Here is a 25385-nt window from a genome sequence, read left to right on the forward strand (position 1 = left end):
GCGCTTCTCACATCAGGTAACGAACCCACAGATACGGCGCCACCAGCGTCACCGTGACCGCCGTCACCACCAGGCCGTACCTGGTGAACTCCCAGAAGCTGATCGGCGTGCGGTTACGTGCGGCGATGCCCAGGACGACGACGTTGGCCGCCGCGCCGACCGCGGTGGCGTTGCCGCCCAGGTCGGCGCCGAAGGCGAGCGCCCACCACAGCACCTGCCCTGTGCCGTTACCGCCGTTGGCCTGAACCAGTTCGGCGACGATCGGGCTCATGGTGGCCACGTACGGGATGTTGTCCACGATCGCCGACAGCCCCGCCGAGACCCCCAGCAACCCCATGGTGGTCAATCCCAGCTGGCCTTCGGTGGCGCTGACCGCTATCTGGGAGAGCTCCCCGATCACCCCTGTGTTCACCAGGGCGCCGACCATGACGAACAGCCCCGCGAAGAAGACCAGCGTCGGCCACTCCACCTCTTCGAGCGACTCCTCCGTGGTGACCTTCGTCGCCGCCACCAGGACGCCCGCACCCAGCACCGCCACCACGGAGGGTTCGTAGTGCAGCACGGGGTGCAGCACGAATCCGACCATCACCAGGGCCAGGACGCCGAGTGCCTGCCACAGCAGGCGCGGGTCGCGGATGGCCTCACGCTCGTTGAGCGCCATGATCTCGGCCGCGCGCTCGGGGTCGTAGACGAACACCTTGCGGAACAGGATCCTGCACAACCCGACGAAGACCACCATCAGCACCACGACCAGCGGCGCCATGTGGATGAGGAAGTCGTTGAACGACAGCCCTCCCCTGCTGGCGATGATGATGTTGGGCGGGTCGCCGACCAGCGTTGCCGCGCCGCCGATGTTGGAGGCCATCGCCTCGGCGATCAGGTACGGCGCGGCGGGCAGCGCCAGCCGCTCACAGACCAGGAACGTCACGGGGGCGATGAGGAGCACCGTGGTGACGTTGTCGAGCATCGCGGAGGCGACCGCCGTGATGACCACGAGCAGGACCATCAGCCTGAAGGGACGGCCTCTGGCCCGTTTGGCCGCCCAGATGGCCAGGTACTCGAAGACGCCGGTCTGCTTGAGCACGCCGACAATGATCATCATGCCGAGCAGCAGGAAGATGACGTTCCAGTCGACGCCGGAGTGCTCGGAGAAGAAGGCGGCCTCGGCGTCGGTGGCGTGGATGAGCAGCATGAGGCCGGCCGCGCCGAGCGCCGCCGCCACCCTGTGGATCTTCTCTGTGGCGATGAGCGCGTAAGCGCACAGGAAGATCACCACCGCCAGCCATGCGGTGACCGTCACGCCTCCACCGCCCGGTCGAGCAGCGCCTGCAGCGTGACCGCGCCGTGCAACCGGCCTCCGGCCACGACGGCGACCAGCGGGCTGTGCGTGCGGGCCATCAGCGCGGCCAGCTCCAGCACGGTGGCGTTCAGATCGGCGACGGGCAGCTCACGCCGCTCACGGGGAAGCGCCTCACGCACGGTCCGTTCACTGAGTTGGCGCAGGAACAGGTCAGCGTGCGCCTCGTCGATCACACGGGCCAGCGCGGGGTCGTCCTGACAGTAGCCGGGCACGGCCATGCGCAGCACCTGGGTGCCGGGAAGGATCGTGAACGGCAGGCCGTCGGCCCCGACGACGATCAAACCGGGTAGGTCTTGTTCGGCCAGGAGTCTGGCCGCCTCCAGCACCGGGGTGTCCAGCTCCACGGTCGGGAAATCGGCAAGCAAGTCACGCGCGCGCATAGTTGTCGGCCTGTCTGTCGGGATCGACTAGGACATTGCCGACCAGACTTCCCGGCGCACCACGAACGACCCTATCAACATCGGCCGATCTCTGACTCGGGCGGGCGTAGCAGGAGCAGCGCCGCGTCCACATGGCCGACGAGGTCCTGTCTCAGCGCTTCCAGCGCCCTCTCCGAATCTCGTCCTTGAGCAGGAAAGCACGCGAAGGACGAGGGACGATGGGTACCCGTAGTTAGGCAAGGTCAAGGGGCCCTCGGAGTTGGCCTCGGCCAGGACGGCGATGCGAGCCACGTACGAGCCTCCCCGCGTGGAGTCACCTCGGGTGTGTTGACCAGGCTTCCTGGCGCGCCGCAGTCATTCGGACGAGCAACACCCTCCGCCACAAGGCTTGGCGTCTGCTGCACGAACCATTGACACTGGAAGGGTGACTGGTCGGCTCGTCGTCGCCTACAACGATTCGCCGAGTACCCGTCGGGCGCTCGGAGAAGCGCTTCAGCGTGCGGCGAAGTCCTCGCCGTGCGAGGTGATCGCCGTGGCGGTCGACAAACGGAGCCCGACTCGCGCGGAGGACCAGCCACGGCCATGCGAGGTATGGCTGCGCGAAGCCGCTCGTCAGGCCCGCGAAAAGGATCAGAGCATCCGGACCGAGCTCCGGATAGGGCATCCGGCGACAGAGATACTCCAGGCTGCGCGTGATCTGGGCGCGGACTTGCTCATCGTCGGTCACAGTCGCTGGGGCGCGCATTCCAGCACGCTCGAGACGGTGCTACGGCACGCGCCCTGCCCCGTGCTCGTGATCCACTGATATCAGGCAGCCACGCCCATCACATGTGCGACATGGTCGAAGGAGAATCGTTCGAGTCGGCGGACCGCGAAAACCTTCTCGATGGCGGCCAATGGATCCCGCGCCGGATGGCAACCGCCACAGGCGGGTGCCCAGACAGGCGTGATCAAGCCTTCGGCGAAAGCCACGACCGGATTGAACGAGCGTGTGTGCTCGTAGAAGCGGAGCTCGCCGTCCCGGCGCAGCACCCTGCGCACCTCCGCCAGCGTGGCGTCCGGACGCGGTGAGCTGCACAGCATCAGCGAGCAGATCACGACGTCGGCGAAGTCGTCAGGAAAAGGCAGCCTGGTCAGGCTGCCGTCGACCACCCGCACCGGCGCGGACACGGAGGAGGCCGCCTCGCGTGCCGCCTGGCGCAGGGACGGATCCGCCTCGACGATCACGATCTCGCCCAGGCCCGGTGGATAACAGGCGAGCTTGGTACCGTCACCGGCGCCGAGTTCCACCACCCGTCCGGAGATCCCGGACAGCAGCCACTCGCGTTGCGGGGTTGGTCTGGCCGCCGTCCCTCTGCCGTTCATCACGGCGCGAGGGTGGTGAAACTGTTCCATGACGTGGCCCTTGTCAAGCGCCAGGATGAGCGACAGTGATTGATTGATGACAGGATCGTCGGTATCTCACCGCCCTGTCCAGTGCTCCGCCACGTGGCGTCGGCAATCCCCTCCCGGAGAGCGCGAAGACGGACCCTCCGGTGTGGGACTTCTCCGCGCCGTAGCCGGGACACACCTCGTCCAGCGTCTCGTCTCTAGCTGTTGCCTGCACTCGTGCCGGGTAGAAGCCGTGAGCGGTACGGTGGCGCGCCTCCCAGACGCGTGACGAGCGGCCCGGCTATGGCCAGCACGAGGACATAGGCAGCCACCAAAGGACCCAGCCTGTCATGATGAGCGCCGACCAAGCCGATGATCACTATGGAGAACTCGCCGCGAACGATAAGCACAGTCCCCGCTCTCAAGCGGCCACGCGGCCCTACTCCCTCCCGCAACGCCGCGTACTGACCGGTGACCACTTTCGTGGCGGCCGTGACGGCGGCCAGGGCGAGGGCGACAGGGAGCACAGGGACAAGATCGCTCAGGCTGACCGATAGACCGATCGCCAGGAAGAAGACCGCGGCGAACAGGTCACGCAACGGGGTGAGGACATTGCGAGCCCGCCTGGCCGCCTCCCCCGTGAGGGTGAGCCCGACGAGAAAGGCACCGACCGCGGCCGATGCGTGGACGAGCTCGGCCAGTGCCGCCACGATCAGAGTGAGGCCGAGAACTCTCAACATGAGCTGCTCAGGGTCTGGATCGGAAAGCAACCGCCCGAGATGGTGGCCCCATCGATACGACACGACGAAGGCGGCCAGCACCGCGCCGACCGCGACGAGCACGCCCAGCGCCGCTTGCCACCACGTGCCGCCGGAGGCGAGAACGACGAGCAACGGCAGGTAGGCGGCCATGGCGAAGTCCTCCAGCACCAGGACCGACAACACGGCAGGGGTTTCCCTGTTGCCCAACCGCCGTAGGTCATCAAGGAGCCTGGCGATGATGCCTGAGGAAGAGATGTAGGTGACGCCGGCCAGGGCAAGGATGCCGACGCCGTCCAGGCCGAGATACCAGCCGGCCAGCGCGCCGGGAACCGCGTTCAGTACGAGGTCGACGCCCGCCGAGGGCACGTGGCGGCGCAGGCTGACGGAGAACTCGTGGATGGAGAACTGCAGCCCGAGGGCGAGCAACAGCAGGACCAGCCCAATGGCCGCACCGACCTGGACGAACTCGCCGGCGGCGGGTACGGGAGCGATGCCTCCTTCGCCCAGCGACAGGCCGGCGAGCAGGTAGAGCGGAATGGGCGAAAGAGCGAACCGCCGTGCCAGAGCACCGAGGACGCTGAGGGCGGCCAGGATGACACCCAGCTCCAGCAGCAGCGCGACGGAGGTCTGCACAACTCAGCCCCGGATTATCTTTTCCACTCCGGCTATACCGCTCCGGGTTCCGATGACCACCAGGACATCACCCGCTCGCAGCACCTCATCAGGCGTGGGGGACGCGATCACATCTTCCCCGCGGACGATCGCCACGATGGATGCTCCCGTACGGCTTCGCGCCCTGGTGTGCCCCAGCGGGCGATCCACGTACGGAGAGCCGGCCCGCACCCCCGTCTGCCCCGCGCTCAGTCCCGGCACCTCCTTGGTGAGGTCGGCGAACCGCTCCGCGATGCGAGGCGCGCCGAGGATCTCGGCGAGCGTGTCGGCCTCCTCCCTGTTGAGCCGGAGCATGGACCGGCCCTGGTCGGGGTCCTCGCTCCCGTAGACGACGAGCTCGAACTCGCCCGTCCGCCGCGCCACCACACCGATCCGGTCACCGTCCTGGTTGGTGAACTCATACCGCAGCCCCACCCCCGGAAGAAGCACCTCGTTCACATCCATGAACTCATCATCGCTGTGACCTGCGCGAACATGGGAGAACGTGCCGCGAATACTTCGTCCATGCGGTTCGGGCGGTGTGCGTATTCGTGGAGGACTCCGCCGAGTCGGTCTCGCCAGGGCGGATCCGAGGAGCAGCTACGCGAACCGTTCACGCGGTTGCCGCATGACGTCGGTGCCGCTCTGGGCGTGAAGGTCTTGTCGGTAGAAGAGACGCCCGTCAAGGTTTTAGTGGAAGAAGTGGAGCGACAAGAGGGGCGACTTCGGCCGGTGGGCCTCCTGCTCCGCTCCCGGAGCAGGAGGCCCACTGCCATCCACCGGCGGCTCTCCTGCGACGTGGCTCACAGCGATGCCGTCACGGCTTCATGGCAGGCGGATGTGGCGGCCCTGCCAGCGGGAGCGCAACCATCGATCGTGGCTGGCGATCACGATCCCGCCGGGCCCGTCGGTGCCCAAGGCTTCCTCCAGCTCGTCGGAGAGGCGGGGTGAGAGGTGGTTGGTGGGCTCGTCGAGCAAGAGCACCTCGGGTGGATCAGCCACCAGCAGCGCCAGAGCGAGCCGGCGGCGCTGGCCGACCGACAGCTCCTCCACTCGCAGATCCACGTCACGCGGGCTGATCAGGCCGAGCGAGCGCAGCGGCACGGACTCGGCGCGCTCCTGGCCGAGCGCCCGCTCGTACGTCTGCCGTACCGTGCGGTCCGGCCGCTCGAACACGGTGTCCTGAGCCAGCAGCCCGACGGTCAGCCCGCACCGTCGCCGTACCTCTCCCTCCGCGCCCAGCCGTCCGGCCAGCACCGCCAGGAGCGTGGACTTGCCCGCGCCGTTCGGCCCGGTGACCAGCAGCCGCTCCCCCGGCGCCACGTCCAGCCGGTCGATATAAAGCCGTCCCGGAACCCGCACGTCCCGCAGTGACAGCAAGGTCTCGTCGTGGGGATCGCGGGAACCGGCGGCGACACCCTTCGCGGCACCGGCGGCATCGGAGGCGGCCGTGGCGTGGTTGGCCTCCGCGAGATCGGTGACGGTGACCAGAGTGCGGGGACGGAAGCGGAGCGGGGGTGGCGGGGCGGGGAGTTGCTCGCGTTCCAGCTCGGCGAGCCGGCGGGTGGCATTGCGTACCCGCCGCGAGATCTGGTGCTGCACGCGTCCCCCGCGGTGTCCGTACCCCATCTTCTCGTTGTCGCGTCGCGACCCGTCCAATGCCACCTGCCGCGCCGTCACCGCGACGGCGCGGCGCAGCTCTCCGAGCTCCTCCTGCTCTTCGGCGTGGCGCCGCTCCCAGCGCTCCCGCTCGGCGCGCTTCTCGGCCAGGTACGCGCCGTACCCACCCCCGTACCGGACGGGCCCGTCCACCGCCGGGTCGAGATCGACCAGGTCGGTGCAGACCGCGTCCAGGAACGCCCGGTCGTGGCTCGCCACGACCACCACCCCTGTCATGCCGCGGAGTCGCTCCTCCACGAACCCCGCGGCGGTATCGTCCAGGTGGTTGGTGGGCTCGTCCAGCAGCAGCGCGGTGGGCTGTCTGATCAGGAGCGCCGCCAGGGCGAGCCGCCCGCGCTGCCCACCTGACAACGACGCGAGCACGCGCTCGTGCGGCACGCCGCCCAGGCCGAGCCGGTCGAGTATGGTCTCCGCGCGCCGGTCGGCGTCCCAGGACTCGCGCTGTTGCGCCTGGTCGAGCCGGGCCCCGTACGCTTCGAGCAGAGCGGCATCGTCAGGGGCCTCGGTGAGCGCCCGGGTGAGTCGGTCGAGCTCGGCCAGGTCCGTACGGGCCTCGCGCAGGGCGTCGTCGAGCACGCCGGCGACCGTGGTGTCGGGGGCGAACGGCGCCTCCTGATGCAAGAAGGCCAGGTCGGCGGGGCGCACGACGGTGCCGGAGTCCGGCTCGTCCACTCCGGCCAGCAGCCGCAACAGGGTGGACTTGCCCGCACCGTTCTCGCCGATCAGCCCGATCCGGTGGCCGGGTGCGGCGGTGAGCGAGACGCCGTCGAGCACGCGCCGCGCGCCCAGCGTCCGAACGAGATCGCGGGCGAGCAGCACGTCACTCACCGGCGAGCCCTCCCGTCTCCAGCAGCCGCCCGCCGGACAGCTCCAGCCGGCGCTCCACCCCGATCTCGGCGAGGAAGCGCTCGTCGTGGCTGACCACCACGAACGCCCCCTCGTAGGCCCCGAGCGCGCTCTCCAGCTGCCCCACGCTGACCAGGTCGAGGTTGTTGGTCGGCTCGTCCAGCAGCAGCAGCTGCGGCGCAGGCTCGGCGCACAGCACGCAGGCCAGCGTGGCGCGCAGCCGTTCGCCGCCCGACAGCACGCCCACCGGCAGGTGCGCCCGCGGCCCGCGGAACAGGAAGCGGGCCAGCAGGTTCATCCGGTCCGCCTCCAGCATGCCGGGAGCGAACGCGGCCAGATTCTCGGCCACGGTGCGCTCGACGTCGAGCAGGTCGAGCCGCTGCGACAGGGAGGCGATCCGGCCGTCGGCCCGCCTGGCGCTGCCGCCGTCGGGCTCCAGCTCGCCGCTGACCAGGCGCAGCAGGGTGGACTTGCCCGCGCCGTTGGGGCCGGTCAGCGCGATGCGCTCGGGCCCGCGGATCGTCAGGTCGATGCCCGGCTCGGCGAACAGGCCGCGGGCCTGCAGATGTTCGCCGAGGAAGACCGTGCGCCCCGCGGGGACGTGGGTCCCGGGCAGTCGCAGCGTGATCTTCTGGTCCTCGCGCAGGGTGCGCCCGGCCTCCTCCAGCCTGGCCTTGGCGTCGCCGACGCGGGCGGCGTGCGTCTGGCCCGCCCGCCCGGCCGACTCCTGCGCGCCGCGCTTCATGTTCCCCGCGAAGATCCGCGGCAGACCGGCGTTCTTGAGGTTGCGGGCGGCGTTGCTCGCCCGGCGCTCGGCTCGCTCGCGGGCCTGCTGCATCTCCCGCTTCTCGCGCTTGAGCTCCTGCTCGGCGCTGCGCACGTTCCGCTCGGCGGCCTCCTGCTCGGTCCGTACGGCCTGCTCGTAGGCCGTGAAGTCGCCGCCGTAGAAGCGGACCTCGCCCCGATCCAGCTCGGCGATGCGGTCCATGCACTCGAGCAGGGCCCGGTCGTGGCTGACCACGAGCAGACAGCCGCTCCAGTCGCCGAGCACGGCGTAGAGCTTGCGGCGCGCGTCGAGGTCGAGGTTGTTGGTCGGCTCGTCGAGGAGCAGCACATCGGGACGCCTGAGCAGCTGCGCGGCCAGGCCGAGCGAGACGACCTGGCCGCCGCTCAGCGTGCGCAGCGTCCGCGCCAACTCAAGATCGCCGAGCCCGAGCCGGTCGAGCTGGGCTCGGGTGCGCTCCTCGATGTCCCAGTCGTTGCCGATCGTGGTGAAGTGCTCCTCGCTCGCGTCGCCCGACTCGATGGCGTCCAGCGCGGCGATCACGGGGGCGATGCCCAGGACCTCGGCCACGGTCAGATCGCCGGCGAGCGGCAGGCTCTGCGGCAGGTAGCCGAGCACGCCGTTGACGGACACGCTCCCGCCACCGGGCCGGTACTCACCGGCGATCAGCTTGAGCAGCGTGCTCTTGCCCGCGCCGTTCGGGGCGACCAGGCCCGTACGGCCGGCGCCCACGGTGAAGGACAGGTCACTGAAGACCGGCGTGTCGTCAGGCCAGGAGAAGGACAGGGTGGAGCAGATGATGAACGCATCGGACATGCGGAAGACCTCGTACGTACGTGATCCGGGCGCGCCGAAGCCGCCCGGCAAACGGGACAGGGATTCGGGTACGACGACGGGGGCCACATCGGCGGCGGTCATGTGCGCCTGCCGGGGCCGGTCAACCTCCGGTATCACCCGGAGATGTCGTCGTCACCTGCCACGTCTGGTCTCCTAGCTTCCGAACGAGCGTTTTTCACCATAGCAGCCGTATGGATCAGCGCGTGCCCGCGCTTTCGTCAGTCGTCCACGCCGGAAGCGTCCTGGCGGACGAACAGGTTCAGGTCCCGCTCCGCCCACAGCTCCTCCTCCAGATGGTGGTCTCGCCAATGCTCCGGGGGGTCGGCCAGCCAGTCGTGGCCGAAGATCGCGTACGGACGGTCCGCGCGCTCACGCTCCAACTCGTACTGGCCCAGGTAGTTCATCAACGGCCGCCACAACCGTCCGTTCGCCACGACGAGGTACGAGGCCGCCAACCCCGGTTCGTGCAGCCAGCCGCGGATCATCCACGCCTGGAACACGTCCGTGACGGGAGACGGCTCGGCTTCGAAGTCCGGGCAGACCAGATGCCGCGTGATCGCGATGTGCGCCCTGGGAGGCACAGCCACGCGCCGGCTCACGTCGTGCCAGATCTCCCCCACGACAGGGTCGCCCTCCAGTTCCTCCTTCTCCGGCGTCCGCACGGTCAACCGGCTCATGAAAGCACGCAGGCGGTTGCTCTTGCGGCACCGGAGCAGAGAGAACGCCCCCGGCTGACGGCTCAGCCAGAACCGGACGGACGCGGCCGTGAACTCGCCGTGGCTCTCGCGCGCCATGGTGACGAGTTCGTCGTGGTCTGCGGGGGTCGCCCCAGACGCCCGCACATCTTCCTCGCCCACCCTGGAGACGTACCGGCACACGACCCCACCGCGCCGGCGCAGATGACTGATGGTCCGCATGACCGCCACGCACGCGTGCGGGTCGCGGGCGTCGCGCAGCAGCTCGCCCATGACGTAATGGCGAATCCGCCGGTGCATCCGCTCATAGCCGACGGGGTCCCGCCACCGCAGGTGATAGTCGAGGACTTCGCGCAGCACACCGTTGACGTCGAGGCCGTGGGCGGCGGTCTCGACATACGGTTGCGCTCGGAGCCAGTCGAACAGCTCCGCCGCCTGACCGCCCGGCACCACCGCTCTGAGGAGATCCTCGGTGGTGTGGCGGGCGTGCGCGCACACGTACAGCGCCCATCGGTGCGCATCCGTCGGCACGCTGCCGGCCAGGAGCGCGAGCACGTTGTCGACCACGTACCGTACGGCCTCACGGCGCGACGGCTGTCCCGTGGCCGACATGCTCCTGCCGACCTCCGCGGCGAGCGACAGGGCAAAGGGGTGGCCTGCGGCGAAGTCCACGATGGACCTCCGGAGGCCGGGGTCCACGCCGCGGGCTTCGACCAGCGCGGTCGACTCCCGGACGGTGAGGGCTTCGAGGTGCCGGATCACGATCGTCCCGGACCAGGCCGGATCAGTGAGCCAGGCGGCGCTCGGCCCGGTCCTGCCCGCCACCACGATGATCGCGTTGCCGGGCAGCTTGCGGAGGTACTCGTCGCGCAGCCACGGTTCGAGGTATCCCAGCTCCTCGAAGGAGTCGATGAGGAGAACCGGGCCGAAGACGCCGGAGAGCTCGTCGGCGAATCGCTCGAGGCGTTCGCGCGCGTCCGCGGTCGCCGAGCCGTGGAGGTGCCGTACCTGCCGGCCGGCGGCGGTCGCGTCGTCGGCGAGTTCACGCAGCAGCGTCGACTTGCCGATGCCAGCGGGTCCGCGGACGAAGAGAAGACCCAGACGTTCGCCACGGCTCCTTCTCAGCAGGTCCTGGAAGGCGGCGCGCTCCGCGCCCCTGCCGACGAACTGACCGTCCGAAGTCCGCTCCGGCTGCGTGCCCACTGGCGCAGGGGACATCTGTGGAGGGCGTGCGGCGGGTCGCTCGGCCCATGGGTCGGGAGCGAACTCGTCGTCGTGGTCCGCTTCGGCCCGGAGGATCTTGTCGTGCATCGCCCGTAGCCGCGGTCCAGGACTGACGCCCAATTCCTTGCTCAGCAGGTCATAGACCGTCCGGTAGAGCTCGAGCGCCTCCGCCCGCCTGCCGCTGCGGTACAGGGCGAGGAGATAGATCTCGTACAACGGCTCTTCGAATCGGTTCTGCTCGATGATGAGCGGGGCCTCGGCCGCCACCTCGGTGTGCTCGCCCAGTTCCAGGCGGAGCTGCAGCAACTCCTGGGTGGCGATCAGCTTCAGTCGTTCCAGCCGGAACCGCTCGCGTTCGGCGGCCTCGCCCGGGACCCCTGCCAGCGCCGTGCCTGTCCAGAGGCCGAGCGCCTGCGTCAAACGCTTCGCGGCCACCGAGATCTGCCCGCTCGCATGCTCCTGCCTGGCGGTTTCGAGCAGATCGGCGAACTCGGTGGCGTCCAGCGCGAACAGCGACGGGTCCAGCATGTAGCCCCCGGACTGGGAGATGATCGCCGACCCCAGTCCGTGCTTGGACAGCAGCCGCCGGATACGGGAGATGTAGGTCCGTATGACGGCTTCCCCTGTGGCCGGTGCCCGCTCGCCCCACAGGCCGTCGACCAGCTCACCGATCCGCACGAAGCTGCCGCTGTTGGCCAGCAGCAGCATCAGGACGGCCTGTTGTTGCGGTGCGCCGAGATCCGGTCGCGTCTCACCGCAGTGGAGACCAGGCGGTCCCAGAACGGTGAACCTGCAGGGAGCCGAGACGGCGTTCGGCTGTCCGATCACGATCAGGGGCGCTTCCTTGCCAGAGTGCACGGCGGCCGGCCCGTCGTACGGGCCTGCGGTGGGACATTCCAAGAAGGTAGGTTCGCCCGGACCGCCTTCGCGAGCGTCACGTGACGCTGTGCGTGTACGTCATTCCGGGACCGGCATGGCGACCTCCTGGAACAGACGTACTGGAAACCGTACAAACACTGCTGAGCCGGACAACGCCTCAACAGTCCCGACGCGGCGTCAGTAGGGTCGGTCAGAGACGCCCGGGCACTGCTTCGGGGTATCGGTGACAGGTCGCGGCGCTACGCGAGAGTGTGGGGGAACCTCGATGGCCGGGGTGAGCTTTGGGTTGCTGGGTCCGATCAGGGTCTGGAGCGGCGGGCAAGAGCTGGACGTCGGGTCTCCGCAACAGCGGGGGGTGCTGGCCCTGCTGCTCCTGAGTGAGGGGCGGCAGGTCACGCTCGACGAGATCGTGAGCTCGTTGTGGGGCCGCGAGGCGCCGCGCAGCGCCGTCGTGAGCACCCGTACCTACGTCTCCCGTCTGCGCCGGGTGCTGACCGCCGTCGGTGCCGGCGGGCTGGGCACCGAGGCGGAGATCAGGTCGGCGGGCGGCGGCTACCAGCTGGTTGTGGACCCCGGGGCGCTCGACGTGATGGTGTTCAGGCAGACCACCGCCGCCGCGCGGGAGGCCCGCAGGCGGGGGGAGGTCGCAGAGGCATCCCGGCTGCTGCGCGGCGCCCTGGCACTATGGCGCGGACCGGCCTTCGAGGGGCTGGGCGGAGCCTTCTTCGAGGGCCGCCGCGCCTGGCTGGAGCAGCTGCGCGCGTCAGCCATGGAGGAGCGCTGGGCACTCGACATCGCGCGGGGCGACTGTGGCGAGGCGATCGCCGACCTGCTGCTCGCGACGGCGGCGAAGCCTTATCGCGAGCGGTTGTGGGAGTTGCTGATGTGGGCCCTCGACCGCGACGGCCGCCCCGTGGAAGCTCTGTCGGCCTATGACAGGATCGCCCGGTTGCTGGACGATGACCTGGGACTGGGGCCCGGTCCTGGCCTGCGGAGGATGTACGCCCGGATCAGGACGGCGGCCGACGCCTCATTCGTCTGAGCCACTCCACGGGCCGCGCCCGTCCGCCAAGGACGCCGTGGGCAGCGGCAGAAAGCCCCCTATCGAAAGGAAGACCCTTCCCCGAGGGTCTTGAGCACCCGCGCGAGATCGGCCCGGGAGCCCACTCCGAGCTTGGGGAAGATCCGGTGCAGATGGGTGCTGACGGTCCGGTGAGAGAGGTACAGCCGTTGTCCGATCTCCCGGTTCGTCAGCCCCTCGGCGACCAGCTGCGCGATGTTCAGCTCGTGCGGGGTGAGCTTTTCCCGCGCGTCCGGGTCCCGGTTCGGGCTCGACTCCCCCGCGCCGCGCAGCTCCCGTCGTGCGCGCTCACCCCATGCGGCCATGCCGAGCGCGTCGAAGGTCTCCCTGGCCGTGCGCAGGTGCGAGCGAGATTCCGCGGCCCGGCGCTGCCGCCGCAACCATTCGCCGAACGCCAGATGGAGGCGTCCTCGTTCGGCGGGCCACCCGGACAGGTCCGCCCGCAGCGCGGCCGTGAACCGCTTCTCCGCCTCCTCGTTCGGTGCCAGCACGGCGCGCGCGTAGCGCAACCCGATGTGCAACGCCGGTGACGGCGTCGATGCGGCCAGCGGCTCTACCTCGCGCAGGATGTCCCGCATGGTGTCGGCCCGCCCGGCACGCACGGCAGCCTCGGTGAGCTCTGCGAGGCAGTAAGCGCGCAGGGCCAGCTGGTAGGCGGGGTCCGAGGGGTCGAGTATCCGGCTCAGGGCGGCGAACGCGTCGCCGAAGCGCTCCTCGCTCAAGGCCGTGAGCCCGCGCGCGAGCTGGACGGTGGCCAGGACGGGCCGGGCACCGGCGGGAAGTGCGACGCGTTCGGCCTCATCGGCGAGTGTTCCGGCCCGCCCGTGGTCGCCCCTCAGCGCGGCGATCTCGGCCTGGACGGCCGTGGCCAGCCCGTACATGAACGGCTGACCGGTCTCCTGGGCGAGCTTGGCGGCCTCCGCCGCGACCGGCACGGCCGAGGCCAGGTCGCCGAGCCGGACCTGGCTCCACGCCTGAACGGCCAGTGTCCGGGGCAGCAGCCCGAGCCGGCCCTGGGCGCGCAGGCCGGGCGCGGCCGCCGCGGAGAAGCGGGCAGCCAGGCCGAACGCCCCGACCTGCAGGGCCGCGCTGCCCAGGTAGCGATCGATCTCCGGGGCGGCTCCGGCCACGCCGGCCAGTTTGCGCAGCAGGTCGAGCGTGATGCCGCCCCGCTCGAACGGCGCGACGTAAGCGGCGATCGCGACCATGCGCGGGTCGTCGGCAGGAACGGGCAGCCGGTCGGCCACGCCCAGCAGCGAGCGGCGCGCGGCCGTACCCGGTTCGGACCAGAAGCAGCGCATTGCGGCGCCCCACAGGATCCGGACAGCCGGCTCCACCTCCCCGTCGGCGGCCACTGATGCGGCCAGCTCGGCCAGCTCTGACACGCGGGAGACGTCCTCGCGCACCCCGTCCTCGAAGCCGCTGAGCAACCAGGCGGCAGTGGCGCGCCGACGCGGCGAGAGTTCGAGAGCGTGTGCGTCGCGCACCAGACGCTCGGCCGTGACGCGACTGCCGGATTCGACCGCGAGCTCGGCCGCTCTCAGCAACCTGAGCGCCTTCCGATCCTGCCCCTCACTCAGCCGGGCCGCCTGCTCCAGCGCCGCGATCGCGGCGGCGACCCCGCCCCGGTGCCGGGCCCGGTCGGCCGCGCGGTCCAGCTCGGCCGCCACGCCCTCGTCGGCTCCCGCCGTCGCGGCGGCCCGGTGCCAGGCTCGCCGGTCCGGCTGTTCGTGCAGCGTCTCGGCGAGGGCCAGGTGGGCCCGCCGGCGTTCGGCGAGCGTCGAAGCCGCCGCGATGGCCGACCGCATCAGGGGATGACGGAACGCCACCGCGCCGATGGCGAGCTCGATCAACCGGACCTCGGCGGCCGGTGCGAGGATCTCCAGCTCGGCCGTCGACCCCAGGATCAGGCTCGTGGCCGCGAGCGTTTCGGAGACCGAATCGCTCTGGTTGAGCGCCGCGACCAGCAGGGCGGTGCGGGTCGGCGCCGGCAGGGCGGCTACCCGGGCGGTGAACGCCCGCTCAAGACGCTCGCTCAGCGGCGGCACCGTACCCAGCCCGCCCAGGCGATCGCTCAGCGGCAGCGCCGGACCTGGGCCGCCGTGGCGTCCCAGGGCCGCCGGCAGCTCGGTCAGCGCCAGCGGGTTCCCTGCGGCCTCCTCCAGCAGCCACGCCCGCATCGCTGAGGTGAGGTCGGGGGCGATCGAGTCCAGGAGCTCGGCGGCGACCTCGGCGGAGAGCCGGTCAACGGGCATCGGGCACAGGCCGGCGTCCTGCACGGACGAGCGCTCACCTTCCCGGAGCGTCGCGACCATGACGATGGGCTCGGACTCGATCCGGCGCGCCACGAAGGCGAGGACGTCGGCACTGGCGCGATCGAGCCAGTGCGCGTCCTCGGCGACGACCAGCAACGACCGGACGGCGGCCGCCTCCGCCAGCAGGGTCAGCGTGGCCAGGCCGACGAGGTAGACGCTGGGTTCGGCCGCTTCGGCGAGCCCCAACGCGCTGCGCAGGGCGTCACGCTGCGGGGCCGGCAGCGTGTCCACGCCCGCCCGGACCGGGTACAGCAGTTGGTGCAACCCGGCGTAGACGAGGTTCTGCTCGGCCTCCACGCCGGTCGTCGTCAGGACGCGCAGGCCCGCGGCCGACGCCGCGGAGACGGCCTCCGCCACGAGCGCGGACTTCCCGATGCCGGCCTCCCCCCGAATGAGAACGCCGCTGCCGTCTCCGGGGTCGTCGACGAGCTTGGCCAGGGCCTTCAGCTCGGCTTCCCGTCCGAAAAGCGGCATGGTGCGGCACTCCTACCCTCGGGGCCCCCGGCTGTCGAGCCCCAGCCGTGCGCGACGTTCTGCCGCGACACTACCGAAGGCTCGCGCCCGGATCGCGCGGCGCCGTCGGGCAAGCGGACGTATACGTTTGAGATGGACGCCCTCCCCAGACGTCAACCGTTCGTCAACGACGTCTCCCCCCGCTGCTTCTCGCTCCCCGGCATATCGACCAACACTGATGCCGTGGTTGAGACCCGCCTCATTCACGCCTTCCACCGGCGCGCCACGACGGATCCGGTGCTGCTGGCCAAGCAGAGCGCGACACTCGACATGGTGTCCGGTGGCCGGGTCACGCTGGGTCTCGGGGTCGGCGCGCGGGAGGACGACTTCCAGGGCCGTGGGCACCGATCACGCCTCCCGGGGGCGGCGGATGGACGAGCAGCTGGCGACCATGCGCAAGGTCTGGGCCGGCGAACCGGTCGCTCCTGGCCTCGGGCCGGTCGGTCCGTCCCCGGTGAGCGCGGGAGGTCCCGAGCTTCTCTTCGGCGGCCTCGCGCAGCCGGCGCTGGCCCGGATCGCCCGCTGGGGCGCCGGCTACATATGCCCGGCCCCACCCGGATACGCGGGGGCGTTGTTCGAGCTCGTCAGACGACAGTGGAAGGACGCGGGCCGGCCGGGCGAACCGCTGCTCGTCGCCCAGATCAACGTCGCGCCGGGGCCGGAGTCCACCGTGGCGGAGGCTCGGGAGTCACTCCTGCGCTATTACGCGTTCGCACCGGAGCTCGCCGCGCAGGCCCTGCGGGCGATGGCGACGACCGCCAAGGAGATCAGGGAAACCGTCGCCGCCTATCTCGACCTCGGAGCGCATGAGGTGATGCTCAGCTGCTGGTCCGACGACATCGAGCAGATCGACCGGCTGGCGGACCTCCTGGCGTGACCTTTCGGTCAGGGTGCGGCTGCTTCTGATCGCCGCCCGCCGATGACCGCCCCGCTGGATGTGCACTGCAGCTAGTATGGACTAGCGAGTCCAGTCTGGGGGGCGGTCATGCGTACTCTGACCCGCAAGGGCGCCGCGACGCGGCAGCGCATTCTCGAGGGCGCGGCGGCGCACATCCGCGAGCACGGCGTGGCCGGCATGACACTCGACGACGTGCTGGCCAGGACCGCGACGAGCAAGAGCCAGCTCTTCCACTACTTCCCGGACGGCCGGGAGGAACTGCTGCTGGCCGTGGCCCGTTTCGAGGCCGACCGGGTGCTGGAGGACCAGCGGCCCCAGCTCGGCGACCTCACCTCCTGGCCCGCCTGGCGGTCGTGGCGGGACAAGGTCGTCGACCGCTACCGCAGGCAGGGCCGCCTGTGCCCGCTCAACTCCGTCACCTCGCAGCTGGGCAGCCGCACGCCCGGCGCGCAGGCCGTGGTCACCGAGCTGATGCACCGCTGGCAGGCCGAGATCGCCACCGGCGTGCGGCACATGCAGGAGGCCGGCGAGATCGACCCGGGCCTCGACCCCGACCGCGCGGCGGCAGCCCTGCTCGCCGGCATCCAGGGCGGCGTACTGATCCAGATGTCCACCGGCGAGACCGATCATCTGGAAGCCGCCCTCGACATGGGCATCGCCCACCTGCGCGCCAGCAGGCTCGCGCCGTCTTGACGGAGGGCTCATTCACCCGCCAAGGCGGCGACCAGGCTTTTTGGACTTGACAGTCCATTTCTCGCTGCGCAAGCTGACGAGTGTCCATCCCGACCTCCTCGAATCTGCTTGCGAACGGAGTGGCACCCTCATGTCCTTGGACCACTACTACCTGCTCGGACGTTCCGGGCTGCGCGTCAGCCGGCTGGCACTGGGCACGATGAATTTCGGCACCGGCGGTTTCCATGCCGCGTACGGCAAGACCGAGAAGGAGGCCCGCCCGATCTTCCGCAGCTATCTCGAAGCGGGCGGGAACTTCATCGACACCGCGGATTTCTACACCGCCGGCGAGAGCGAGACCATCCTCGGCAACCTCATCGCGGAAGCCAAGGTGCGCGACAGGGTGGTGCTCACCACCAAGTTCACCAACAGCGTCGCGCCCGGAGATCCGAACGCGGGAGGCAACGGCCGCAAGCACATGATCAGAGCGGTCGAGACGTCACTGCGCCGCCTGCGCACCGACTACATCGACCTGTTCCTGCTGCACACCTGGGACCGGATCACCCCCGTCGAGGAGGTCATGCGGACCTTCGACGACCTCACCAGGGCCGGAAAGATCCGCTACGCGGGCCTGTCCGACGTGCCCAGCTGGTACGCGGCGAGGGCCCAGACCCTTGCCGAGGTCCACTCCCTCGTACCGGTGGTCAGCCTGCAACTGCCCTACTCCCTCATCGACCGGACGATCGAGCTGGAGCACGTCCCCATGGGGCAGAGCCTGGGACTCGGGATCACCGCATGGAGCCCGCTCGGCAGTGGCTTCCTCACCGGCAAGTACCGGAGTGCCGACCAGGGTCTGGCCGGAGACGGCCGGCTCAGCGGCGCGAGCTCCCCCGGACGCTCGTGGACGGAGCGGGACTGGCGGCTGCTGGCGGCGGTCGAGAGCGTCGCCGGCAAGCTCGGCGTGACGATGGCCCAGGTCGCGCTGAACTGGGTCGCCACCCGGCCCGGTGTCGCCTCGGCGATCGTCGGGGCGAGCAACGCGGACCAGCTCGACGCCAACATGGCGGCCCTCGACTTCGACCTGCCGGCCGAGCTGCTCGACGAGCTCGACGAGGCCGGCGCCGTGCCACGCCAGTCGGTCTACCAGATGTTCACGCCGGACTATCAGAGCTGGCTGGTCAGTCCGGGCGTCAAGGTCGGGGACAAGCCGGCCGGATATGCCCCCGCCGTACGGAACTGGGCATCCGCACGCAGCGCCTGACGGACTTCGCGCGCCGTGCATGCGGCGGCCCTGGCTGCCCGCACCGCCGCGTATACGCGTCGTCAACGTTTCGCATGCGGGCGGCCCCTATGGTCATGCGCCATGTCGAGTCACCCCATATCTCTCGAACCGCCGGAGACACCGGCACTTCCGGATGCCCACGCCCCCGTGACGCGGGAGGACGGTGGCGGTGTCCTGGAACTGCTCGAACGCATCGGATCCATCGTCGTGCCGATCGCGGTGGCGCTCTACGCGCTCCTCTACATCGGCATCGAGCAGATATATGCCGTCTTCGGTGTCAACCCGCAGCAGGTGGGCGTCGACCAGGCGGTGCTGCTCGGCCGTATGACGAGCACCTTGGTCCTGCTCCTGCTGGTCGCCATCCCACTGCTCGGCCTCTTCGTCGGTCTGGGCTGGCTGGCCGACAGGATGACCCGGGGTGCGGCGGCCAGGCTCGTCCGCAGGATCAGGGAGCTGCCCTGGATCGCCGCAGCGCTGGCGGCACTGTGGTGCGGGGCTACGTACTGGGGCCTCTTCAACCTCTTCGGCGATCTTGACCTGTTCGTCATGGTCGTCATCGCGGTGGGGCTCGGCGTGCTGGCCTTCCTGATCCCGTTTCGGCTGTTGCGTCGCAAGGCGGTCGGGCGCGCCGGGACCAAGGTGCTCGTCGGCGGCCTGACCGGGGCCGGCCTGGGCTTCCTGCTCATCCTGGGGCTCGTCGAGGGCGCGATCGACGTCCAGGACAGCGGTCAGTCCAACGAACTGCTGAACGCCGTGGGCTTCCAGGATCAGTGGGCGGTGGTCAAGAGCGCCGAGGACGACAAGCCGCTCTACGACGGCCGCTGGATGATGCTGCTGGGTGAGAGCGACGGCACGTACGTCCTGTACGACTGCGACAAGCTCGAGACCCTCCGAAGGCCGATGGAGACCACCAACCTCGGTCAGATCGAGCTCGATCCCGAACGTGAGGCGGGCTTCACCTGCGGCGGACTGGCGCAGCAGAACACCCCGTAACACCGTAAGCAAGGAAGGCACATGAACACCGCCGTCACGACCCCGCTGTCGCCGGGTACGCACACCGTCAACCTCGAGCGCGTCGCCCAGCGCTACCACGTCGCCGGGACCGGGCCCGTCTGCCTGGCCCACCCCGGCGGTCCGGGGCTGTCGTGGGAGTACCTGCGGATGCCGGCGGCTGAGGAGCACCTGACCATGGTGTACGTCGAGCCGATCGGGACGGGCGCCTCCGGCCGGCTGCCGGCGCATCCGCACGGCTACACGCGCGAACGCTACGCACAGGCCCTGGACGGGCTGATCCGGCACCTCGGCGTCGCCCGCGTTCACCTGCTCGGCCACTCGCACGGCGGCTTCGTCGCGCAGCACTACGCCTTGACGCGCCCCGACCGGCTCGCCGGCGTCGTCCTGTACGACAGCGCCCCGGTGACCGGCCCCGAGCACTTCGCCGAGGCGGCGCGCAACATGGAGGTGTTCGCGCGGCGCAACGCGGGCAGGCCAGGGCTGCGGGACGTCCTCGACGCGTGGGAGTCGCTGGGCGGGCTCGCGGACGACGAGGCGGTCACCCTGGCCGCCCGCGGGCTGCTGCCCGCCTACCTCGCCGACTACTGGGACCACCAGGAAGAGTACGCGTCGCTGTTTTCGGTGACAGGCACCTACATCTCCGGCCTGGACGACCGACTCGTCCCCGATGCCATCGACGACCGGGCGATGCTCGGCTCGTTCGCCGTACCGGCGCTGGTCATCGCCGGCCGCCACGACGTCATCTGCGGCCCGCGCTGGGCAGGAGAGCTGGCCGACGGGATTCCCCACGCCGAGCTGGTCCTGTTGGAGAACAGCGGCCATCTCGGTCACGTCGAGGAGCCGGACACCTTCGCCCGTGCCGTGACGGCCTTCGTGGCGGGAAGTGCCCGTGACCACTCCTGAGCGGCCCTGCCCTGGCGTGTATACGCGTCGTCAACCGTTCGTATACAGCAAGACCGCCTGTCGCGGGCTCCGCGTGCCCACCACCGTGCGGGGCCGGCGCGCCCGCGCGGGGTGCCGACGCCTCGCGGCGGTTACGGCGGCGGCGCTCGCTGATCGTCACCCGCGGAGGCGGCTCGTTTCCACGGGCCCTTCGCGGTTGACGGCGATGACCTGAAGGAGTGAGGGAAGCGTGGAGTCGCTCGTCTCGACAATGGTGGGCCGGGATGACGTCCAAGGGGAGCTGTCCGCGTTCATGACGGCCACCGAGGGGCAGGCTCTCATCCTCAGAGGCGAGACCGAGGTCGGCAAGAGCGCCCTCCTCGACCATGTGGCCGGCCTCGCGGCCTCGGAGAACCACCGGGTGATCCGCGCCGCCGGCGTCGAGGCGGAGGCGGAGCTGCCCTTCGCCGGCCTGCACCAGCTGCTGTACTCGCTGCTGCCCCGCTCGGCCGGGCTCGACGAAGGACACCGTGCCGTCTTCGACGTCGTCTTCGGGCTGCGCGATTGCAAGGCCCCGTCGGTCATGACCCTCGGCATCGCCGTCCTGGACCTGCTGTCTCTGGCGGCGGCGGAGCAACCACTGCTGCTGTTGCTCGACGACGGTCAGTGGATGGACGCCTCCAGCGCCGAGGTGTGCGGGTTCGTGGGGCGCCGGCTCACCGGCAGCTCCGTGAAGATGCTCATCGCCGTACGGTCCGACGTCGGTTCGCGGTTCGACACGTCCGCGCTTCCAGAGCTCCCCGTGGCGGCCCTGCCGGAGAGGGCCGCCGGGCAGCTGCTGGACCTGCGCCATCCGCGGCTCGACACGCAGACCCGGCGGATCGTCATGGAGCAGGCCATGGGCAACCCCTTGGCGCTCTTGGAGCTACCCGCCTACGTGAACGGCGGCCACCACGGCCGCACGGCCGAGGAACCCCTCGGATTCGGCGACGTCCCGCTGTCGCGCCGTCTCCAGCACGTCTACGGCATCCGCATCGAACGCCTGCCCGCTCCCGTACGCGACGAGCTGCTGCGCGGCGCCCTCGACGGCGTCGGGGCGGGACCGGGCGGCAACCACGCTCCCGGCGCCCGCTACCGCATGCGTGAAGCCGACGAAGCGGTCGCCGCGGGCCTCCTGGACACCGACCCGGCCACCGGCGACCTCGTCTTCCGGCATCCGCTGATCCGCACCACGGTCGTTCGGCTGGCGACCCCCAACCAGCGTCGCGCGGCACACGCCGAGCTCGCGGGGGTGCATCGTCACGACGTCGAGCGGCGCGCCCGCCACCTGGCCGCCTCGATCGTGGATCCCGACGAGGAGGTGGCAGCCGCGCTGGAAGCCGCGGCCGACTCGGCGACCCGGCGCGGCGGCGCGATCGCCGCCGTGGCCTGGCTGACCCGCGCGGCGGAGCTGAGCGAGACCCCCGCCGACCGCTCCAGGCGGCTCGGCGACGCCGCCTTCATCGCCGGACATGCCGCGCTCCTGGACCAGGCGCGGAAACTCGTCCGTTCGGACCTGCCGCCGGGCGCGAGCGAGTCCGCCGCCGCGGTCGTCACCTCCGCCTACGTGGCCCTGTACGAAGACGGCGACGTGCGCGCCGCGCATCGCCACGTCGCTGCGGGGATCGAGAGCCTGCGAAAAGACAGCGCGCACGAGCCCGCTGACGTACTGACCCGGCTGGTGAACGTGCTGCTGGCCATCAGCCAGTACGCCGGCGACTCCGTGCTGTGGGACCGCACCGAGCAGCTCATGGACTCTCTGGGGGACCGAGTCGACACACGCTCGGCGATCTACCGCGACGCGTGGAGCGACGTCGTCCGGCACGGCGCGGGCGTGCACGAGCGCGTCGAGCGCGCCTTCGCCGGCGTCTCGGAGCTGGAACCGTGGGACGTCTCGCGCCTGGCCGTCGCCGCCTACCACGTCGACACGCTGAGCCAGTACCGCCCCTACCTGCAGCGGGCCGTCGACCTTGAGGTGGAGACCGGCGCCGTGGCCACCGGCATGACCATGCTGCACCTGATCATGCTCGACCAGCTGGCCGCCGGCGAGTGGGACGACGCCGAACGTACGGGACAACGCGCGCTGGAGCTGACCACGTCCCACGGAAACGCGCTGTTCACCCACCACACCCGTGCCTATCTCGGGCTCCTGGCCGCCATGCGTGGCCAGGTCGAACGGGCACGGGAGTCGCAGGCCGTCCTGGACGCCTGGGCCCGCCCGCGCGGTGTGGGGTTCCTGACCCAGATCGCCGACGCCATCGGCACGGCGGCGGCCCTGAGCGAGGGTGACTACGAAGCCGCCTACCTGTACGCCATCGGCATCACGCCGCCCGGATCGTTCGAACGCTACGCCCACCAGGCCTCACGCACGCTGCTCGACCTGGTCGAGGCCGCCGTGCACACCGGGCGCCTGGAGCAGGCCCGCCGGCACGCCCAGGCCGCCTCCGACGCCGGCCTGCCCGGGGTGTCCCCCCGGCTGGCCCTCATCACGTACGGCGCCCTGGCGATGACGGCCGCCGACGAGAAGGAGGCCGAGGACATGTACGCCAGGGCCGAGGCCCACCCGGCCGGAGCCGGCTTCCCCTTCGAGCTGGCGCGCATCCGCCTGGCCCACGGCGTCCGGCTCAGGCACACGCGGGGGCCCAAGGCCGCGCGGCCCGTCCTGGTCCGCGCCGCCGAGTCCTTCGAACGGCTCGGCGCCAGAGGCTGGGCCGAACGCGCCCAGGCCGAGCTGCGCTCCTCGGGTGCGCCCGCCCGCGCCTCGCTGTCGTACCTGACCGCGCTCACCTGGCAGGAACGCCGCATCGCCGAGCTGGCCGCAAGCGGGCTGACGAACAAGGAGATCGGCGCACGCATGCACCTGTCCCCGCGTACCGTCAGCTCCCATCTCTACCGGGTCTTCCCGAAACTGGGCGTCACCTCCCGGGCCGCGCTGCGCGACGCTCTGGGCAAGACCGGCGCCGGTGGCGATGTGTGAGCCCCCTTCACCACTTCGACGGGTCGGCGCGCACTCCTTGCTCGGCGAGCCAGACCAGCACGTAGTCGGCGACCGCTCGCCAGCCGCTGTCGAGGACCAGCGAATGGGCCCGGTCCGGGAACTGCTTGAGGTTGCTGGTGGCCGTCGAGTCTCCGTACAACTTGTACACGGCCCGGGTGACGTGATCGGGCACCAGCCGGTCCTCCTGCCCCGAGATCAGCAGCAGCGGGCCGCGGCCGGTGTTGCCGTGGTCCACGACCGCCCGCGGATGCCGTACGGCGCCGCCATGCCCCAGCTCGGTCAGCAGCCGGCGCGACCCGGGAACGACGTGGCGCTCGAACAGCTCGGCGGACTCCTGGTCGGTGACCGCGTTGGCGAACAGCCGCCGGAACCTCCCGGCGTCCATCGACACCGGCCACGGATCCCCAGGCGCCAGGGCGGTCGCGTGATCGACAGGGGCGGGGGCGATGGCGACCGCGGCACAGCCCGCGTTGGCGCCCAGGAGGTGCTGCGCGATGAGGCCGCCCACCGAGTGGCCGACGATCACGGGCGGGGTGTCGAAGGAACGGACGATGCGTGCGTAGTGATCCGTGAGCGCGTCGAGCCCCAACTCGTGGAGCGTCTCGGGACGCCGGCGGGCCTCGCCCACCGTGGCGGGCTCTCCCGGCCAGCCCGGCGCGCAGACGGCGAACCCGAAACTGGAGAAGCGCTCCTTCCATGACTCCCACGACGACGCGTGGAGCCACGCGCCGTGGATGAAGACGACGGGAGTGGGGTTCACGGATCCTCCGGAAAGGGCTCAGGACCAGGTCTGCACAAGGATCGCCCGGATGCGCCCGGGCGGGAACAGTCGAATGACCGAATGTCCCCGTCCGCGTCGCTTCGCTGGTCCGGCTGGTCCGCCGGGACACCGTGCTCCGGCGAGCTTGTCGTGTGGCCGGCACGGCTGCCGGTCGCCGTGTCTCACCGTCATCTGACTGATGTGTCGGGCCCCCCTGCCCGAAACAGTAAGAAATGCCGCATTCCTTGTGACACGACACGGAGGACTCCACATGATCAACAGGCGCACCTTCGGCAAGGCCGTCGGTTTGGCCACCGGCGCGGCCGTCGCCTCGCTGGCGGGCTTGCAGGCCTTCCCTTCCGCCTCCGCCACCACGCGCGGGGCGGCCCCGAGGTTGCCGGCGGTCACGCGCGGCACGCACACGTCCTTCGCCTCGCTGAAGCAGGTCAAGGCCGGGCTGCTGGACATCGGCTACGCCGAGGCCGGCCCGGCCCGCGGGCCCGTGGTCATCTGCCTGCACGGCTGGCCGTACGACATCCACAGCTTCGTCGACGTCGCTCCGCTGCTGGCGGCGCAGGGTTACCGGGTGATCGTTCCCTACCTGCGCGGTCACGGCACGACGCGGTTCCTGTCCTCGAAGACGTTCCGCAACGCTCAGCAGTCGGCGATCGCGCTCGACATCATCGCCCTGATGGACGCCCTCAAGATCGACAAGGCCTTGCTCGCCGGCTTCGACTGGGGGTCGAGGACCGCCGACATCATCGCGGCCCTGTGGCCGCAGCGGTGCAAGGCCCTGGTGTCGGTGAGCGGCTACGTCATCACGAACCTCGAGGCCAACCTCGAGCCGCTGCCGCCGAAGGCGGAGTACGCCTGGTGGTACCAGTACTACTTCGCCACCGAGCGGGGGCTGAAGGCCATGGAGGACAAGAGCAAGCGCCACGACCTGACCCGGCTCGTCTGGGACACCGTCTCCCCGACGTGGGACTTCGACGACGCCACCTTCGACCGCACGGCCGCGGCCTTCGACAACCCCGACTACGCGGCCATCGTGATCCACAACTACCGGTGGCGGCTGAGCCTGGCCGACGGGGAGCGCCGTTACGACGGTCTGGAGAAGCGGCTCGCCGACCGGCCGGTCATCAAGGTCCCGACCATCACCCTTGACGCCGAGCGCGACCCCTTCACGGCGCCGCCGGGCGACGGCTCGTCGTACCGCAACATGTTCACCGGCCCCTACGAACACCGCACCCTGGCGGGTATCGGCCACAACCTGCCGCAGGAGGCGCCCACGGCCTTCGCCCAGGCCGTCGTCGACGTGGACCACCTCTGACGAGCGCGACGGCAGGCCCACCACCTGCGTCACCGAAAGCCTGCCGGATGCGATCCGGCAGGCTTTCGGTGCGTCTGTGGCTTTGTCGCAGCCACGCCTCGGCTTCGTGTGGCGCGCCCTCCGCGACCCGCCG

The 25385-nt window shown here is 70.5% G+C and carries 19 protein-coding genes and 1 pseudogene; 10 read left to right on the forward strand and 10 right to left on the reverse strand.

Annotation, left to right across the window (positions count from 1 at the left end; all coding sequences use genetic code 11):
• Positions 1–7: 7 nt before the first annotated feature.
• Both FHR33_RS43055 and FHR33_RS43060 read right to left on the reverse strand, forming a co-directional pair.
• Complete coding sequence (locus FHR33_RS43055; protein WP_183660806.1) at positions 8–1300, reverse strand: ArsB/NhaD family transporter; 1293 nt, start codon at positions 1298–1300, stop codon at positions 8–10.
• Positions 1297–1740, reverse strand: coding sequence for a CBS domain-containing protein (locus FHR33_RS43060; protein WP_183660808.1), 444 nt, complete (start codon positions 1738–1740; stop codon positions 1297–1299). The genes FHR33_RS43055 and FHR33_RS43060 overlap by 4 nt, the downstream gene beginning before the upstream one ends.
• 424 nt (positions 1741–2164) lie before the next feature.
• On the opposite strand from FHR33_RS43060, the gene FHR33_RS53500 reads away from it, so the two are divergent.
• Entirely contained in the window at positions 2165–2545 is a 381-nt protein-coding gene (locus tag FHR33_RS53500; RefSeq protein WP_183660810.1) for a universal stress protein, read from the forward strand.
• A gap of 2 nt (positions 2546–2547) precedes the next feature.
• Here the strand turns inward: FHR33_RS53500 and FHR33_RS43070 are convergent, their stop codons facing one another.
• From FHR33_RS43070 to FHR33_RS43095, 6 genes are all read right to left on the reverse strand, one after another.
• Positions 2548–3030, reverse strand: a complete 483-nt coding sequence (locus tag FHR33_RS43070; RefSeq protein WP_183660812.1) for a class I SAM-dependent methyltransferase — start codon at positions 3028–3030, stop codon at positions 2548–2550.
• Between the two features lie 299 nt (positions 3031–3329).
• Positions 3330–4505, reverse strand: coding sequence for a cation:proton antiporter (locus FHR33_RS43075; protein WP_183660814.1), 1176 nt, complete (start codon positions 4503–4505; stop codon positions 3330–3332).
• Positions 4506–4508: 3 nt separating this feature from the next.
• Positions 4509–4988 (reverse strand): cation:proton antiporter regulatory subunit, encoded by a 480-nt coding sequence (locus FHR33_RS43080; RefSeq protein WP_183642579.1) that lies wholly within the window; start codon positions 4986–4988, stop codon positions 4509–4511.
• A gap of 360 nt (positions 4989–5348) precedes the next feature.
• Complete coding sequence (locus FHR33_RS43085) at positions 5349–7031, reverse strand: ABC-F family ATP-binding cassette domain-containing protein (protein WP_183660816.1); 1683 nt, start codon at positions 7029–7031, stop codon at positions 5349–5351.
• The gene (locus FHR33_RS43090) at positions 7024–8649 is read right to left on the reverse strand and encodes an ABC-F family ATP-binding cassette domain-containing protein (protein WP_183660818.1); all 1626 of its coding nucleotides are present in this window, start codon (positions 8647–8649) and stop codon (positions 7024–7026) included. The genes FHR33_RS43085 and FHR33_RS43090 overlap by 8 nt, the downstream gene beginning before the upstream one ends.
• Positions 8650–8888: 239 nt before the next feature.
• Positions 8889–11417, reverse strand: coding sequence for a BTAD domain-containing putative transcriptional regulator (locus FHR33_RS43095; protein WP_221242525.1), 2529 nt, complete (start codon positions 11415–11417; stop codon positions 8889–8891).
• A gap of 325 nt (positions 11418–11742) precedes the next feature.
• Between FHR33_RS43095 and FHR33_RS43100 the strand changes: the two genes are divergently transcribed.
• Positions 11743–12510, forward strand: coding sequence for an AfsR/SARP family transcriptional regulator (locus tag FHR33_RS43100; RefSeq protein WP_221242526.1), 768 nt, complete (start codon positions 11743–11745; stop codon positions 12508–12510).
• 59 nt (positions 12511–12569) lie between these two features.
• Here FHR33_RS43100 and FHR33_RS43105 read toward each other — a convergent pair whose 3' ends face one another.
• Positions 12570–15338: an ATP-binding protein gene (locus FHR33_RS43105; RefSeq protein ID WP_183660821.1), complete on the reverse strand. Its 2769-nt coding sequence runs from the start codon at positions 15336–15338 to the stop codon at positions 12570–12572.
• Positions 15339–15470: 132 nt separating this feature from the next.
• On the opposite strand from FHR33_RS43105, the pseudogene FHR33_RS53505 reads away from it, so the two are divergent.
• The 7 genes and pseudogenes from FHR33_RS53505 to FHR33_RS43135 all read left to right on the forward strand — a co-directional run.
• Positions 15471–15683: pseudogene (locus FHR33_RS53505) on the forward strand (LLM class flavin-dependent oxidoreductase); the annotation flags it as partial.
• On the forward strand, positions 15658–16254 hold the full coding sequence (locus tag FHR33_RS43110; protein ID WP_376773308.1) for an LLM class flavin-dependent oxidoreductase: 597 nt from the start codon (positions 15658–15660) through the stop codon (positions 16252–16254). The pseudogene FHR33_RS53505 and the gene FHR33_RS43110, both read left to right, overlap by 26 nt.
• Positions 16255–16362: 108 nt before the next feature.
• Positions 16363–16968 (forward strand): TetR/AcrR family transcriptional regulator, encoded by a 606-nt coding sequence (locus tag FHR33_RS43115; protein ID WP_183660822.1) that lies wholly within the window; start codon positions 16363–16365, stop codon positions 16966–16968.
• 130 nt (positions 16969–17098) lie between these two features.
• The gene (locus FHR33_RS43120) at positions 17099–18208 is read left to right on the forward strand and encodes an aldo/keto reductase (RefSeq protein ID WP_183660823.1); all 1110 of its coding nucleotides are present in this window, start codon (positions 17099–17101) and stop codon (positions 18206–18208) included.
• 168 nt (positions 18209–18376) lie between these two features.
• Positions 18377–19222, forward strand: a complete 846-nt coding sequence (locus FHR33_RS43125) for a hypothetical protein (RefSeq protein ID WP_183660824.1) — start codon at positions 18377–18379, stop codon at positions 19220–19222.
• Positions 19223–19243: 21 nt separating this feature from the next.
• Positions 19244–20146, forward strand: coding sequence for an alpha/beta fold hydrolase (locus tag FHR33_RS43130; RefSeq protein ID WP_183660825.1), 903 nt, complete (start codon positions 19244–19246; stop codon positions 20144–20146).
• Between the two features lie 229 nt (positions 20147–20375).
• Entirely contained in the window at positions 20376–23141 is a 2766-nt protein-coding gene (locus FHR33_RS43135) for a helix-turn-helix transcriptional regulator (protein WP_221242528.1), read from the forward strand.
• A gap of 7 nt (positions 23142–23148) precedes the next feature.
• Here FHR33_RS43135 and FHR33_RS43140 read toward each other — a convergent pair whose 3' ends face one another.
• Positions 23149–23922 carry an alpha/beta hydrolase gene (locus tag FHR33_RS43140; protein WP_183660826.1) on the reverse strand — a complete coding sequence of 258 codons (774 nt, stop codon included), beginning with the start codon at positions 23920–23922 and terminating at the stop codon, positions 23149–23151.
• 271 nt (positions 23923–24193) lie between these two features.
• On the opposite strand from FHR33_RS43140, the gene FHR33_RS43145 reads away from it, so the two are divergent.
• Complete coding sequence (locus FHR33_RS43145) at positions 24194–25252, forward strand: alpha/beta fold hydrolase (RefSeq protein WP_183660828.1); 1059 nt, start codon at positions 24194–24196, stop codon at positions 25250–25252.
• The last annotated feature ends 133 nt before the right edge of the window (positions 25253–25385 follow it).

Origin of the sequence: Nonomuraea dietziae, assembly GCF_014195505.1 — a bacterium.
GTDB lineage: Bacteria > Actinomycetota > Actinomycetes > Streptosporangiales > Streptosporangiaceae > Nonomuraea > Nonomuraea roseola.

Coding starts and splice junctions, on each gene's coding strand:
- FHR33_RS43060 (WP_183660808.1), bottom strand. CDS start 1,740: ATGCGCGCGCGTGACTTGCTTGCCGATTTCCCGACCGTGGAGCTGGAC.
- FHR33_RS43080 (WP_183642579.1), bottom strand. CDS start 4,988: ATGGATGTGAACGAGGTGCTTCTTCCGGGGGTGGGGCTGCGGTATGAG.
- FHR33_RS43090 (WP_183660818.1), bottom strand. CDS start 8,649: ATGTCCGATGCGTTCATCATCTGCTCCACCCTGTCCTTCTCCTGGCCT.
- FHR33_RS43105 (WP_183660821.1), bottom strand. CDS start 15,338: ATGCCGCTTTTCGGACGGGAAGCCGAGCTGAAGGCCCTGGCCAAGCTC.
- FHR33_RS43115 (WP_183660822.1), top strand. CDS start 16,363: ATGCGTACTCTGACCCGCAAGGGCGCCGCGACGCGGCAGCGCATTCTC.
- FHR33_RS43120 (WP_183660823.1), top strand. CDS start 17,099: ATGTCCTTGGACCACTACTACCTGCTCGGACGTTCCGGGCTGCGCGTC.
- FHR33_RS43130 (WP_183660825.1), top strand. CDS start 19,244: ATGAACACCGCCGTCACGACCCCGCTGTCGCCGGGTACGCACACCGTC.
- FHR33_RS43145 (WP_183660828.1), top strand. CDS start 24,194: ATGATCAACAGGCGCACCTTCGGCAAGGCCGTCGGTTTGGCCACCGGC.